The organism is Paenibacillus sp. TAB_01 (assembly GCF_043945595.1).
Taxonomy (GTDB): Bacteria; Bacillota; Bacilli; order Paenibacillales; family NBRC-103111; genus Paenibacillus_S.
Genome location: NZ_JBIFNP010000001.1, coordinates 3,048,976 through 3,063,288, shown reverse-complemented (window position 1 = coordinate 3,063,288; position 14,313 = coordinate 3,048,976). Strand labels below are relative to the sequence as shown.

Sequence of the window (14,313 nt, the reverse complement as noted above, 5' to 3'; positions counted from 1 at the left end):
TTCCTTATGAATATAAAAACTCAGAGCGTATTTTTTACTATCAATGGCTTTTTTGCATCAATAATAATGGAAACCATACCAAGGCCTTCATTAGAATTCCTTGTATCAAACCGAAAAGATCTTCCTATCTTTCCATCCACTTCGTTCCAGTAAGTATAATGAAAATCTCCCTTTTCATCACAATATTCCAGCAATGTTACTTCAAATCCCGCTGTTTCAAATACGTGTACTAAAGTTTTGGCATCATAAACTATTTTATGAGTTGCCGCCGGATGATCTGCTGGCCCGGGGCCACCGACTTGAACCATCTGTTGGTACCACTCGTTACGGAAATTCTTATCTGGAACAGCACAACGAATATACCCACCGGGTTTTAAAAACTCATAACAATGATTTGCGGCTATAATCCCCTCTTCGTAAGTTAAGTGCTCCCACACGTGCTCTGCCAAAAGAGCATTGATGCCTCCCGGTTCGAACATACTTTTCCAACTTTCTAAAGAAAGTATATTCAGCTCATTTTCTTGGGTACTTAGCCAACCATCAAAGCTTGTCCGTCCTGCACCAATAATTGCTTTCATGAGAATGCACTCCTAAAGAAATAGATTTGGTTCACTAACTGCATTTTACATTTGACGGATTAAATTAGGCATGGAATTTTGTAACTCTTTCATGGAGATATTTTGGGAAATTTTCCATTATCCTGCCCGTTAGTTGAGAAAAGACAACCGATTGTCTGACTATTTGCTCATCCCCTACTGAAAATTTTCTGAAAGCAGCCCCTTCCTCTTGTGGATCTCCAACGCCTCCGGTTGCCCATAATACGGCCATGCAGCGGCAGCAGCACATTAACAAAGCTTGCACTGTTTTCCCCTATCTTACTGCCATTCATTATCCATATCTTATCGCAGCGCACTAAAAAAAGCCGATCGGCAGCTATGGGAGCTGCAAACCGGCCTTTGATCCCCATTAATAAGTTGAACTAAGGATTAACCAAACAGTATCTACTAATAAATTCTTTCACTCCATCTCGGTCATTTGATAATGTTACTACATCTGCCGCAGCTTTTACTTCATCAGGAGCATTCCCCATAGCTGCTCCCAGCCCGGCATAGCGAAGCATGTCCATATCATTATAATTATCGCCGATGGCGATTGTTTCCTGTTTTGTCGCAGCACATTTATGACGGCAATTGTCACTGTAATGTCTAATATCGCCCCCTCCACGCTAGTAATTGTACTCACTGTGATGAAGCTCACTTAATTACCGTGGCTTTTCTGATAACTTATATAGTGTTCTTACTAATTGAGCTTCCGGAGGGATTCATTATGTTTTGTTACCAATGTGAGCAAACGCCAACAGGTGGATGTAAAGTCGTCGGTGTCTGTGGAAAAGATGAGAATATAGCCAGTCTGCAGGACACGATGATCTTCGCATTAAAAGGAATCGCCGCTTATGCTACGCATGCCAGACAGCTGGGCTACAGTGATCCTGAAGTAGATCAAATTACACATGAAGCTTTATATATGACACTGACAAATTCCAACTTCAACCTTCAAGAGCATATAGATATGGCTATGAAGGTAGGTTCCGCCGCGGTAAAGATTATGGACGTGCTGGACCGCGCGCATACAACGCATTTTGGAATACCGCAGCCCATTACGGTCTCTCAGAACAAAATCGAAGGTCATGCCATTGTTGTCACAGGCCACAACCTTTATGCATTGGAGGAGCTGCTTAAACAGACGGAGGGCAAAGGCATTAATATCTATACCCACTCCGAGATGCTTCCTGCCCACGGCTATCCCAAGCTCAAGCAGTACGCTCACCTGAAAGGTAATATCGGTAAAGCCTGGTACGATCAGCGGCGCCTTTTCGAAAAATTCCCGGGAGCCATTCTGGCTACGACAAACTGTGTCATGCCAATTAAAGGCACCTATGCCGACCGTTTCTTCTCTTACGACATCGCGGGTCTCGAAGGGGTCACTAAAATCGCAGGGGAGGACTTCACTCCGCTGATCGATAAGGTTCTGTCCTTACCCGCAGTCGACATTGAATCCGAGCAGGTCTTAACGACCGGATATCATCATGAAACGGTAATCGGGCTTGCTCCCGAGATCATTCAAGCTGTACAGCAAGGGAAAATCAAGCGATTCTTCGTCATTGCCGGCTGTGACGCACCGGGTACAGGCGGTGAATATTTTCGTGAGCTCGCAACCTCCCTGCCTAACGATACGGTCATTCTCACCACGTCCTGCGGGAAATTCCGCTTTAATGATGTAGATTACGGCACAGTGGCAGACACAGGCATCCCTCGTTATATCGATCTCGGGCAGTGCAACAATTCCGGGTCTACGGTCAAGATCGCCCTTGCTTTGGCTGATGCGTTTGGCTGCAGCGTTAACGATTTGCCGGTCAGCATTGTCCTCTCCTGGTTTGAGCAAAAGGCCGTCGCCATTCTGCTCGGCTTGTTTAGTCTCGGAATTAAGGATATCCGAATCGGTCCTAAACCTCCCGAGTTCATTACTCCGGGTGTCATGAACGTACTTACTGAGACTTTCGGACTTAAATTGATCGGTAATGCTCAAGAAGACATGGCCACCATGCTGGCTCAATAATAACTATGAAAAAAAAGCTAGCGTAACGGCGAGGGCGCAACTTTCTTCTTATCGCTGTTGTCCCTGTATTTCTTTGATTATATACCGCTTATAGCGGTTGAAATCCAGGGACAAAGGCGGCTATCAAGCTCTGCCTGGAACCATGAAGACATCACAAAAAACTTTGCCATCGGCAAAGTTTTTTGTATATTCGCTAATTGCAGGCCGCTTATCAGGATATGCGGATGGCGTCAAACAAACCCAGCTTATCCAGCTTCACAGTCAGCTGCCCGTCGTTTAATTCATAGCTGTACTCCTTGCCTGTCACGAGACTGGCAACGCTTGTAACCGCTTGCGGAACAGTCCCCGCCGGCAGCTTTACCTCCAGATCGGAGAGCGTGACCGGTTCATAAAAAGTGACGCCGAAATGTCCCGTCCCGTTAACCAGGTGCAGCAGCGAAGCGTTCTTTCCTTGCTGCTCGAACACCGTAACCTCGACCATGGGCGGTACATTGCCGCGAATAGGCGTCAGCCCAGCCGCATGCTCCAGCAGATCAGCGGCAAAATCGCTTGTGTTCGTGTAGCCTTGGCGGTGAAACAGCTCGCCTGGCTTCCACGGGATGTAGATCCCCTGCCCTTTGCCGTACGGATGGACGGTGAAGCCGGGATGATCCGTGACCTGCGTATAATAGCACCGCTCCGGAGGTCCGTACATATGCGGCGGAATCAGCCGGAAATACGTTTTCACCTGATCGTTGTAGCTGCCGAATACATAATGGCCATCGAGATAAATGAGATCCGTAACCGGGAACCTCGGGAATCGATCGGCATGGTCAGATTTTAAAATATGCCGAACGGTTATCTTCGCGGACGGTAAGCACCTGATCAAGACCCAGGCACTGGAGCGGTACTTCTTTTCTCGGCTGGTAAGCCTCATCCTGAAATCCGCTCCGGCATACGGAGATGACGGTTCCCCCTGCAGCGGCGTAGGCGTCCAGAGCGACTGTCATTTCAGCGCTGAGCGGCTGATAATCGGGAATAATGATGGCCCGGTACTTATCCCAAGGCAGGTTCAATGCGTTCTGCACCATTAAGGTATCAAATAAATAATGGTTTTCTGTTAAAAAGCGGAACCACCCGCGGAATTCAGCTTGATTGCCGGAAGGACCGTTTAACAAAGCAATCGTCGAATGCGAAGTGATGTTCAGATAATGTTCTCCCTGCTCCGCATGGTAATGGAATATTTCCTTGATACCCTCATATCCCGATTTATCCTCATGATTATCAAGGCGGCCGATCAAATAATAATCAAGCCCCCCGCCGTTCGCCAAATTTTGGGCCAAACGAAGCTTCTGCTGGAACGGTGAGATCGCGACATGCCGGTGATGATAATCCGGGAAGTCGACTGTCGTATTGCTCGAAACCATGGAGGGATACGAGCTGACAGCCCATTTCGTATTATCCGAAGCGCTGTACTGCCAATGCGGCAGCGGACGGTCGAATGCGGTATTGGACTCCTGGCGGATAAAGCCTTCTTTTAATTCAAAGTTGTTGGCAATACAAATATCCGGGCGCACGCCGAGAATCACCTTATACATTTTTTCCGCATAGTCCCTCAATGTTCGCTGCTTAAATACCATATACTGCTTAAACAGAGGGTCATTCGGGTTTTCCTCCTTAGGCAGCGGAGAGCCGTCGAACATTGCGGCAAATTTCGTTTTGCAGCTGTCGCAGTGGCAAATGCCGTAATAATTGTAGCTGTAATCCTTCACCTGGTAGCCGCCCATATTAAAGAATATGCCGTCAAAATCCAGTTCCGTAATCGCTTCCTTAATAATTTCGGGAGCATACTGCTGCTGGTAATCACCGTTCAAACAAACATGCACGTCGCCGTTATAATCGACAATGTGTCCTTTAGGGCTGAGATAAGCCCATTCCGGGTGCATCTCATAAACCGGCCGGCGCACCTTGGAGAAGTCCGTTCTGGCAATCACCTTGATATCCGCCTTATGGCAGGCGGCAATAATATCCTTCAAGCTGTCGCCGGTCAAATACGGACTTTGAAAATGATAAGGGAGCTTGGTCGGATAGCTGGCGATAATACCGGCCGCGTTAATCATCACGACGTTTGCTTTAAATTGCTGCAAATCGGCTACGAACTGCTCCGCATTAATGTCCAGCATATCGATCTCGCGTAAATTCGTTTGAATTTCACGCCATGGCCGGTTGATCCACCATTTGTTCGTATTCGGTTCACTCATTCAAGCTTCGCCTCCGGATATAATTTTGGTTAGGTTCTGTTCATTACCTACCTTACATGAACATGAGGCAGCAGCCTATAGACCATTTTTGTGTACAGCGCTTCATAGGCCCGAAGTCAATTTTTGTCCAGTACGGTCTATTTCACGAACGTCTCTTTATCATTGTAAACGCACTCCTGAACTGCTTTTTTTCATATTAAATTATTTCCGTTATTTGAATCTCAAGCGGCCCCGGCTGCTTGCTATCCGGGGTGCAGCAAGGCCGGCGGTCGAAGCCGCTTGATTGCAAGACTGGCGCTTCATAGTCATATTTTATGGTACCAGGGAAATTTGCAGTACAGGCTTCTCCTGCCTATCCCTTTCTTACAAAAGCAAAAATTGTCTATATCTTCCTTTTCCCGGTTTTTGTTATGATAAATGCGAGTGTACCCAAGCCTACACTGCACCCGTACTTATTTCTATCATTACAACTAAATGGAGGAATAGGAAATGACCCATGCGAGAGAAATTAAACACGTAATGGCAACCGTTGAATACGAAGGCGCTCATCTGGAGCGATTAAAGGAGGCGTTCGCCCCGGCCAATCTCATATTGGTTAGCCGGCACGATGCGGACGGAATCGCTGCTGCGCTTAAGGTGGCGGATACGGCCATACTGCAGGGGGATTTGGATGAACGTTATCTGGATGCGCCCAACCTGCGCTGGATTCACTGCGATCACGCAGGCTTGAACCAATCGGCCCGGCGTGAAGTATTCGAGAAGGGTCTCCTTGTGACAAGCTCTGCCGGCCGTTCAGGTCCTGTGCTGGCTGAGCATGTGATGTTTTTCGCGTTGGCGCTGACGTATCAATTTCCATCGTTTTATGCCGCCCAGCAGGCGCATCAATGGGGAATTCCCGGACAGGGGCGGCTGCGCGGCTTGTACGGAAAAACGATGGGGATTCTCGGCTTAGGGAATACGGGCAAGGAGCTCGCCGTGCGGGCCAAGGCGTTCGGCATGCAGGTACTCGGCTACCGCCGCAGCGTAACCTCTCCTCCTCCCGGCGTAGACCGGCTCTACTGCTCCGACCGCGGCGACACGATCGATGAGCTGCTGCGCGAAAGCGATGTACTCGCATTAGTGCTGCCGCTCTCCGACGAGACACACCACTTGATCGGCCGCAGGGAGCTGGAGCTGATGAAGCCGAGCGCTTATATCGTAAATCTCGCCCGCGGAGCGGTTATTGACGAAGCGGCTCTGCTGGACGCATTGCACAGCGGTGCGATTGCAGGAGCGGGTCTCGACACGTTCGCGGTAGAGCCGCTTCCCGCGGACAGTCCGCTGTGGGATGCGCCGAACACGCTCATCACACCGCACTGCACGCCTGCGGTTCCCGACCGCGTAGGCCGGTCGCTTGATATTATTTGCCACAACGTGAAGGCGTACCGCGCCGGGGAGCAGCTGATGAACTTGCTGACGATCAAAGATATTTATACAAAAGGCTTGGCAACTATTTAACGGTTGACGTACGGCGGTTACCTGCAGCGTACGATGATTGATTAGCTGCAGCATCCGGCTAATCCGGCCCCGGCCCCACGGTTCTATCGTTGGCCGGAATCATGAACGCGGGCTTGTGTCTCTGTCTGCATCGCAGATGGTCGAGCGCCACGCGATGTGCCGGCATCGCACGGCTGTAGCCGAGCGCCGCTCCGGCAAAAAAATCCCCGTCACCACTTCCCTTGTGGTCATGGGGATTTTTTCACTTTGTCGGGGAATTCCCCGCCCTCCATTAACTTGTCAATCGGAACGAAGCAAACGACTGCAGCTGCTATTCTATGACCGGCAGCCTACGGACCGTTTTTGACTTTAGCGTCATCCCCCATTTGTTTCCGTCTTGCGCAGTTTAACCTAACGTGTGTTCAATCCGGTCCACTAACGGCAGAGCATCCGGCACCATTGCCGGATTCCGTAAATCCCTTGCCTGTTATGGACATTTATTTACTTTCCCTGCCGCAGCGGCCTTTTGAAGTGAAGTCATACTAAGTCCATTGATAGCTAAGGAGCCGTCATCTAATATGCTTAGTAGGCGCGCTTAATTTTCAATCGGTATGACGAATATCTACTCTGCCATGCAGGAGGTATAAGATGAATGTCTAATGCGGAACCGGGAAGCAGACCGAACTGACGGGCCAAACGCCCCTGACGGCAAATTCAAACGAATTTGCGCGAAATGGATATCGCGGAGAGTGTTGTTACAGCCAGAACCGGCTTTTCAAAAGTCCGCAGGCCAATATATGAACAGCAGCCGGAGTCGCCTGCAAAAGCATGAAAAGAACTAAAGTCGATTACACAATGACGATGTGCATGTATGTCTGAACAACGGGATGTTGGTTGGTTACTTACACTAATTCGATTGAGGTGCTGACAATGACAAAAACATGGGGTAAACTTTGCCTGACTTTAGCTCTCGGCCTTCTCGTATTAAACGGCTGCACAAGCAGCAGCCCGGGTACGGATAGCCCGAAAGCGCCTGACGGCGCAGCGGCAGCGGAGAATAAGGATTCAGGCCCGGTGCCTATCGAAATTATGACCAATTTTACGAATACCGTGCCCAAGCTGGACAACGCGTTTTATACCGAGTTGCAGAAGCAGACGAATACCAAGCTGAACATAACTTTCGTATTGGATGGAAACGATTACAATTCCAAGCTCGATCTGGTGCTTGCCTCCGGTGATCTTCCCGAGGTACTGAAGTCGGATTTTACCCGCCCGACATTAGTTAACGCCATTAAAGAAGGTGCGTTCTGGGATTTGACTCCCTTCCTCGGCGATTTCTCCAAATATCCTAACTTGCGTGACAACATGATTCCCGGCTCCTGGAACTACGTCAAATACGATGGAAAAATTATGGGCATTCCAAGAAGCCGGGCGCAGATCGACAATACGATCATGTTACGCAAGGACTGGCTGGATAAAGCCAACCTTCCTGTTCCGAAAACCGTCGACGAATTCAAAGAAACCTTGAAAGCAATCGCAAAAAATAACCCGGCAGGCGGCAACGGAACAATAGGCTACGATATTGCCGACGCGACAAGCTCGCCTTCCTTGAATGCTGCCTTCGGTGTGCCTAATCCGACCTTTGACGCGGATGGCGGCCTGATTTATTCCTATCTGACTCCGCAGTTCACCAAGCAGGTGGAATGGTTCCGCGGCCTCTATGAGGAAGGGCTGATTGCGAAGGAGTTTTCCACACTGACCGTTACCCAGCAGAAGGATTTGTTCAGCTCGGGCAGAGCGTTCGCATTCGATGCCAGCGCATACTACAGCTTCGTTTACACCAATAACGTAAAGAAAACCCAGCCCGAGGGCAATGTCGTGTCCATTCAGCCTTTAAAAGGACCCGGAGGCGACGGGGCTATGCTGGATATCGGAACCCGCGGCGGTCAATATATCAGCAAAAAGGTGCCTGAGGATAAAGTTCCGAAAATCCTCGAATATTTCGAGAAAACCGCATCCAAGGAGCTCACCGATTTGGGCTACTACGGCAAGGAAGGCGTACATTACAACAACGTCAACGGCGAGAAGGTATTGACTGACCTCGGCAAGCAGGAAATTACTGTCGATACCATTGCCGCCATGACTCCCGCTTATTCCAAATGGGGTAAAGTCGCTTATGCCGGAGCCTCCAAAGCGGAGAATGAAGCGAAACAAAAAGATATGGAAATTTACGGACAAATCGGGAAAACCGACGTGTTCGGGTACTTGTACTCCCCTACCTGGGTCGATGTATGGCCTACCTACGAAGCGGAACTAAAAAGCATGAGAATTAAAGCGATCGTCGGCCAGATTACGATGGACCAATATAAGCAGTATGTCGATAAGGTAAATGCCGATCCGAAAATTAAGCAGGCTTACCAGGAATTCGCCAAAGATCTGAAATCGCGTACGCAAAAATAATACCGGGCGTCAATTCACACATGAAGTCTGCAGGAAGAGCCGGTTGGGCCGGAATTTGCGGCAATCCTTAGATCCGGTTCTTCCTGCCCGCTTGCGAAGGGAGGTTTCTCATGGATCGAGTTATGCCAACCAACAAACGCTGGGCCCGAATGAAAAGAAACCGCTACATCTATCTGATGATGTCAGCCGGAATCATTTATTTTTTCCTGTTCAAGTTCATGCCGCTTTGGGGTCTTCTCTTGTCTTTTCAGGATTACAGTCCCTTCAAGGGCTTCTTCGGAAGCCCATGGGTCGGATTCAAGCATTTTTCCAACCTGTTTCATAGCGAGCAGTTCTATATTATGGCCAGGAATACATTCGTCATCAGTATTTTCAATCTTGTTTTCTACTTCCCGGTACCGATTGTACTGGCGTTAATGCTCAATGAAGTCCGGCATGAGCTGTTTAAGAAAATCAACCAGTCGGTGGTCTATCTCCCCCATTTCTTATCGTGGGTTATTCTGGTCAGTCTTACTTTCTTCGTGTTCTCTTCGGATATCGGTATTATTAACAAGCTGCTTGTCGGTTCCGGAAGCGAGCCCGTATTATTTCTTTCCGAACCGAAGTTCTTTTGGATACTGCTGACGCTGCAAAATATATGGAAGGATGCCGGTTGGGGCACAATTATATTTCTCGCCGCCATTGCCGGAGTCGATCCAGCGCGTTATGAGGCGGCCGTCATCGATGGGGCCAGCCGCTGGCGTCAAATCTTTCATATCACTCTGCCGGCCATTCGTCCCACGATTATCATTTTATTGATTCTGCGTTTCGGCAACATGGCGGATGTCGGCTTCGAGCAGGTATTGTTAATGATGAATCCATTGGTCAATTCTGTGGCCGATGTATTTGATACGTATTCCTACATGCAGGGCATTGTCGGCGGAAAAATCAGCGTCGGGGTTGCCGTGGGGATGTTTAAAGGAGTTGTCGGACTTATTCTGGTTGTTACCGCCAACCAAATCGTCAAAAGATTAGGATACGAAGGAATTTATTAGCTTCTGCGGGCCGGTTATTAAAAACAAAGAAGGTGAGTTGGATGAGCTTTGTTTACAAAAAAAGGCTGACGGTCGCAGATTGGATCAATTACTGCGCGCTGCTGGCCTTGTCCTTGATTTGTATGTTCCCGTTTATCTATATTTTCAGCGTTTCCTTCACGGACCCTGCTGTTTATGTGCCGTTAAAATTTTATTTATTCCCTCCGAAGTGGTCATTGGAGGCTTACCAGTATATTTTATCTACGCAAAGCTTTTTAAACTCCATCAAGAGCACCGTATTTATAACGGTCATCGGGACGGTTTTACAGTTAATTGTAACGTTTACTTTGGCATACGGCCTGACCAGAAAGGATCTGGACGGCAGAAAGCTTATACTGGGGTTCGTTATTTTCACCTTAGTTTTCCATGCAGGCATTGTTCCGAATTATTTGGTCGTCAAAAGCCTCGGCCTGCTCAATTCCTATTGGTCGCTTATTTGGCCGAACCTAACGAACGCGTGGACATTGATTGTCGTCAAAAGCTTTCTTGATTCGCTGCCGCCCGAACTAGAAGAATCCGCCAAGATGGACGGCTGCAACGATGTCGGCATTTTCTTGAAAATTGTGGTTCCCCTATCCATGCCTGCTATCGCTGCCTTCACCTTGTTTTTTGCCGTTTCGCAGTGGAATATTTATTTCAATGCTCTGATTTACATCTCAGATGCCAACAAATGGACACTGCAGGTGCTGATCAAGGCGCTTGTCCTCGATTCCACACCGCTCGGCGCTTCCGGGACGGCCGCTGACGGCATCCCGCAGCTGGAAACGGTCCGGATGGCTGCTGTAACCTTCGCGATGGCTCCGATCCTGATTGTGTACCCTTTCCTACAGAAGTATTTCGCCAAGGGCGTGATGCTCGGTTCCATAAAGGGGTAACCGCTCCTATGGACCGTTACAGAAGCGGGAGCAGTTGGAGTGTGTGGAGTCGTTCTGCAGAAGCGTAAGCGTTCGCCTTTATCCCCGGATGTTTCCCGCTACAGGCGGAGGAAATTCGAAAAATCCGGGGATAGCAGCGATCCGAAGCGTGTTCCGCACACGCAGCGGCGGCTTTTTCAGCATGAATTTATATGTTTTCGGGGTCCCCGCAAAGTACCTGAATCCGCGTCGAAGCCTAAGCCCCACTTTGTGGGGGGATTTCAGCGGCCTCCCGAAGCGGTACGCCTTACTTGAATCCATTACCGGTGAACATTCCGGTAATCCGTCGGCGACATGTCATAGGACCGCTGGAACATACGGTTAAAAGAACGGTGCGAATACCCGATCATGCTGGCGATTTGGCTGATCGGCTGATCGCTGTCCAACAGCAGTCTTGTCGCCTCATTCAATTTGCAGCTCGTCAAATAATCATGGAAGGAGACACCCGTTTCTTTTTTAAACACCCGGCTTAAATAAGAGGAATTTATATGGAACAATGCTGCGCATTCCGTTAACGAAATATCTTTGTCCAGGTTATCGGCAATATACATGCACACATCCTTAACTGCCGCCTTGCCGGCAGTGTTGTTGTTTTCCCTCATTATTTTCAAATATAAAGGCATCACCGTATCGATAAACCATAAGCATATTTCTTCCGACGACTGGTAGGTTCTCAATTGATCGAACAGATCATATTCGAGAATCCCCAGTGCCGTGCCGCATTTTTTCTCAGCCGAAGAAACAAGAGCCGCCAGCAGCACATGAAAGCTTTGGTAAACAAAATAATATGATTCCGTTTTCATCACCGACTTATTGAAAGCCCTTACACTATTCTCGAAGCGAAGTGCATCTCCGCTAAATAACGCTTCCATTATGACGGATTCAATCTCATACGGGTATTTGGGGAAGCTCTGCTTTTCGCTCAAGCTGTCATCCATGGACAGAATCGACTCCGATTCCTTCAATAACCGGTACTGCAAGGCATGCTGTGCCTCACGGTAGGATAACGAAATATCCGCTATATGCGGATAGGGCCTGCCACAGCCGATCGAAGCCCGGATATTCAGATAGGTCTGCAAAGCGGTCTGAACGCTTTCTGCATATTTGCCGGTTTCCCGAATCACATGCTCCGGCACAGCATCATGATCGAAGCACAATACGGCAGTGCCGTAACCGCGCGAATCATGCAGAACATATCCTTTCTGCGAGGAGCATCCGGCCAGCAGCTCGTTCATGACATTCATTAACGCGTAGATCATCAGCGGCTTATCCTTCGGCAGAAACCGTCCGTTCTTCCCGAAATCCTCCACTCTCACCAGCAGCACGACATAAGTGCAATTGGTATCCATGCCGTATGCTTTACAATCCGTATAAATCGAAGCGGAGGGCATATAATTACCTTCCAGCAGCTGCTGCAAAAACCGTTCGATTAACGTCGGCTCCGATTTGGCTATCCAATCGCTGGATACCTGCAGCTGCGTATTAAAATATTGAAGACAATCGCGGATAAACGAAATTTCCTCCTTATGGGAAGCAATGTTGTTCTTGCTGAGCCGTCTCCCGAAATCGACCAATTGGCGGATCGGATCATAAGCCCTGCGGGAATTGAAAATGGTCAGAAAAATACCGATCGCCAAAAACACGGTCACGGCAAACATCGTTGTTCCTAATATCCATCGTAGATCCTTCACAATCTCGGACCGGGGGATAACCGATATGTATGTCATTCCCAAATTAGATTTCCTGTAGGAATAGAAATATTCTTTCCCGTCGACATCCATTACGGAAGCATTGTTAGCCTCTAAAGGGCTGGAAGCTAATGTACGCGCGACCTGCTCTCCAACCAATTGGTTAATACCGGTTTGTTGATTCGACTGAAATAAGATTTGGTCGGCCCTGTTCACGACAAAGATGGACTCATTGCGGGTAAGCGATAAAATCGAGGAAAGATAAGCATTGATTTTCTCCACCTCCACTTGCGCCACGAGCATGCCCCGAGGATTCGGTGATGTAGTAGGCAGAGTGATAATCAAGGAGATATAACCGTCTTGTTGACTGGCCGGGAGGTAACGCCAATAAGCGGATTTGTGGATAGTGCTTAGAACTTTTAGATCTTCCTTGTACTTGAAGTAGGATTCATGTACGTTTCCTTGCGCGCTGGATAAGATCAGTTTGGAATCCATGTGAACATAATACACATTTTTGATAAATTTAGTGCGGTTCAGAAGATCGGAAACCTCGTTCAGAATGGCTATGTTGTTCTCAACTCTTGAGGCTTCATCCAACGGTAAAAAGGATTTGTAGATGGAAGGCTGCAGGGCGCTTTTGGACAACTGCTCTACAGCCCCGAACATCGCGTCATCAACGAACCGCTGAATGATATCAAGCGAATCCTGGTTATTCGCCTGAATGCGGGCAATTTCCCGCTTCATCGATGTGTTGTAATAGACGATACTGACCATAACGAGGGGCAAGCATACGGACAAACAGCCCAGCCATATCAGACGGTACAAATAAGAATTCATGTTTCGCACGTCCTCCTTCAGCACCTCATGATATACCCCCCTATTTTATTATTATCCGCCGCGCGCCTTCAATAGACATTTGTTTACCTCGGCTAAAACAGCGCGGCTGCGCGAAAATCAATAAGGGACTATTGATTTTCGCGCAGCCGTGTACGGCTATTTCTCCAACTCGTAGCGTGCCGCGATAATGCCCGACTTGAGCGTTCGGCTCGACAGCAGCTTGAGCCTGGTTTTCTCGCCGTCACCGTCGAACACCGATTTTCCGCCGCCCAGCACAACCGGACAAATGGTAAGCATGAATTCTTCAATCAGGCCGAGCTTAAGCAGCGTCTTCGCCGCCCCCGGGCTTCCGAAGATAACTAGATTTTTGCCGGGCTGCTCCTTGAGTGCCTTGATTTCCTCCACGATATTGTCCCTGATCAGCATCGTATTGTTCCATTCCACCTTGTCCATCGTGCCGGAAATGACGACCTTCTTCACATCCTGCAGCCATTTGGCATGCTCCATTTCGTGCTTCGACGCATTCGGATTGTCCAGCATCGTAGGCCAGTAGCTCTCCATCATGCGATACGTCGTGCGTCCGTAAACGGGAGCTCCGACTTCGGCTACGATCTCCTCGGCGTATTTCTCCAATTCCTCGTTGTACGGAATCCAATCGAGTCCTCCGTTCGAATCCGATGCATACCCATCCAGCGACACATGCATGAACAATACGAGTTTTCTCATGTCCTTTTTCCTCCAATTTCGCATTTATTTGGTTTGATTATTTTGGCCGTTGGCCTGTGTTTCATCCTGCTGTAACGTTCATGATAAATCATTACGTTACGTAAGGTTCAAGTAGAAATCTGAATTTTGTTGAAGAAAACTTTTCAATTAGCATTCATCCTATACTTTATTTACCATCCTATTCAATCCCCGGAATAAACAAGCAGCCTCTTCCTATAGGAGACTGCTTGTTTATTGCCGATTTTAAGTTTACCGGGCATCTTTTCGATAAAAACAACCATTT

The 14,313-nt window shown here is 48.4% G+C and carries 11 protein-coding genes; 5 read left to right on the top strand and 6 right to left on the bottom strand.

All coding sequences use genetic code 11. The features are described from left to right. Positions 1–20: 20 nt before the first annotated feature. Together ACHHV8_RS14685 and ACHHV8_RS14680 are read right to left on the bottom strand one after the other, a co-directional pair. Entirely contained in the window at positions 21–578 is a 558-nt protein-coding gene (locus ACHHV8_RS14685; RefSeq protein WP_395159098.1) for a class I SAM-dependent methyltransferase, read from the bottom strand. Positions 579–979: 401 nt separating this feature from the next. Then, entirely contained in the window at positions 980–1,210 is a 231-nt protein-coding gene (locus tag ACHHV8_RS14680; RefSeq protein WP_395163509.1) for an HAD family hydrolase, read from the bottom strand. A 116-nt stretch (positions 1,211–1,326) separates the two neighbouring features. Here ACHHV8_RS14680 and hcp point away from each other — a divergent pair, with 116 nt between their 5' ends. Further along, positions 1,327–2,616 carry a hydroxylamine reductase gene (hcp, locus tag ACHHV8_RS14675; protein ID WP_395159096.1) on the top strand — a complete coding sequence of 430 codons (1,290 nt, stop codon included), beginning with the start codon at positions 1,327–1,329 and terminating at the stop codon, positions 2,614–2,616. 211 nt (positions 2,617–2,827) lie between these two features. Here the strand turns inward: hcp and ACHHV8_RS14670 are convergent, their stop codons facing one another. Both ACHHV8_RS14670 and ACHHV8_RS14665 read right to left on the bottom strand, forming a co-directional pair. Further along, complete coding sequence (locus ACHHV8_RS14670; RefSeq protein WP_395159094.1) at positions 2,828–3,343, bottom strand: hypothetical protein; 516 nt, start codon at positions 3,341–3,343, stop codon at positions 2,828–2,830. An 85-nt stretch (positions 3,344–3,428) separates the two neighbouring features. Beyond that, the gene (locus ACHHV8_RS14665; RefSeq protein ID WP_395159092.1) at positions 3,429–4,856 is read right to left on the bottom strand and encodes an alpha-amylase family protein; all 1,428 of its coding nucleotides are present in this window, start codon (positions 4,854–4,856) and stop codon (positions 3,429–3,431) included. Positions 4,857–5,345: 489 nt separating this feature from the next. On the opposite strand from ACHHV8_RS14665, the gene ACHHV8_RS14660 reads away from it, so the two are divergent. From ACHHV8_RS14660 to ACHHV8_RS14645, 4 genes are all read left to right on the top strand, one after another. Further along, entirely contained in the window at positions 5,346–6,353 is a 1,008-nt protein-coding gene (locus ACHHV8_RS14660) for a D-2-hydroxyacid dehydrogenase (RefSeq protein ID WP_395159090.1), read from the top strand. A gap of 909 nt (positions 6,354–7,262) precedes the next feature. Beyond that, a complete protein-coding gene (locus tag ACHHV8_RS14655; RefSeq protein WP_395159088.1) occupies positions 7,263–8,792 on the top strand; it encodes an extracellular solute-binding protein in 1,530 nt (509 codons plus the stop codon). A gap of 110 nt (positions 8,793–8,902) precedes the next feature. Next, positions 8,903–9,826, top strand: a complete 924-nt coding sequence (locus tag ACHHV8_RS14650) for an ABC transporter permease (RefSeq protein ID WP_395159086.1) — start codon at positions 8,903–8,905, stop codon at positions 9,824–9,826. A gap of 41 nt (positions 9,827–9,867) precedes the next feature. After that, the gene (locus ACHHV8_RS14645; RefSeq protein ID WP_395159084.1) at positions 9,868–10,740 is read left to right on the top strand and encodes a carbohydrate ABC transporter permease; all 873 of its coding nucleotides are present in this window, start codon (positions 9,868–9,870) and stop codon (positions 10,738–10,740) included. Between the two features lie 299 nt (positions 10,741–11,039). On the opposite strand, the gene ACHHV8_RS14640 is transcribed toward ACHHV8_RS14645, so the two are convergent. Both ACHHV8_RS14640 and ACHHV8_RS14635 read right to left on the bottom strand, forming a co-directional pair. Continuing rightward, positions 11,040–13,304, bottom strand: a complete 2,265-nt coding sequence (locus ACHHV8_RS14640) for a helix-turn-helix domain-containing protein (protein WP_395159082.1) — start codon at positions 13,302–13,304, stop codon at positions 11,040–11,042. Between the two features lie 156 nt (positions 13,305–13,460). After that, positions 13,461–14,030 carry a dihydrofolate reductase family protein gene (locus ACHHV8_RS14635; RefSeq protein ID WP_395159080.1) on the bottom strand — a complete coding sequence of 190 codons (570 nt, stop codon included), beginning with the start codon at positions 14,028–14,030 and terminating at the stop codon, positions 13,461–13,463. Positions 14,031–14,313: the final 283 nt, after the last annotated feature.

Excerpts from the sequence above, each read along its gene's own strand:
- hcp (WP_395159096.1), top strand. The coding sequence starts at position 1,327 with ATGTTTTGTTACCAATGTGAGCAAACGCCAACAGGTGGATGTAAAGTC.
- ACHHV8_RS14685 (WP_395159098.1), bottom strand. The coding sequence starts at position 578 with ATGAAAGCAATTATTGGTGCAGGACGGACAAGCTTTGATGGTTGGCTA.
- ACHHV8_RS14645 (WP_395159084.1), top strand. The coding sequence starts at position 9,868 with ATGAGCTTTGTTTACAAAAAAAGGCTGACGGTCGCAGATTGGATCAAT.
- ACHHV8_RS14665 (WP_395159092.1), bottom strand. The coding sequence starts at position 4,856 with ATGAGTGAACCGAATACGAACAAATGGTGGATCAACCGGCCATGGCGT.
- ACHHV8_RS14655 (WP_395159088.1), top strand. The coding sequence starts at position 7,263 with ATGACAAAAACATGGGGTAAACTTTGCCTGACTTTAGCTCTCGGCCTT.
- ACHHV8_RS14640 (WP_395159082.1), bottom strand. The coding sequence starts at position 13,304 with ATGAATTCTTATTTGTACCGTCTGATATGGCTGGGCTGTTTGTCCGTA.
- ACHHV8_RS14660 (WP_395159090.1), top strand. The coding sequence starts at position 5,346 with ATGACCCATGCGAGAGAAATTAAACACGTAATGGCAACCGTTGAATAC.
- ACHHV8_RS14650 (WP_395159086.1), top strand. The coding sequence starts at position 8,903 with ATGGATCGAGTTATGCCAACCAACAAACGCTGGGCCCGAATGAAAAGA.
- ACHHV8_RS14635 (WP_395159080.1), bottom strand. The coding sequence starts at position 14,030 with ATGAGAAAACTCGTATTGTTCATGCATGTGTCGCTGGATGGGTATGCA.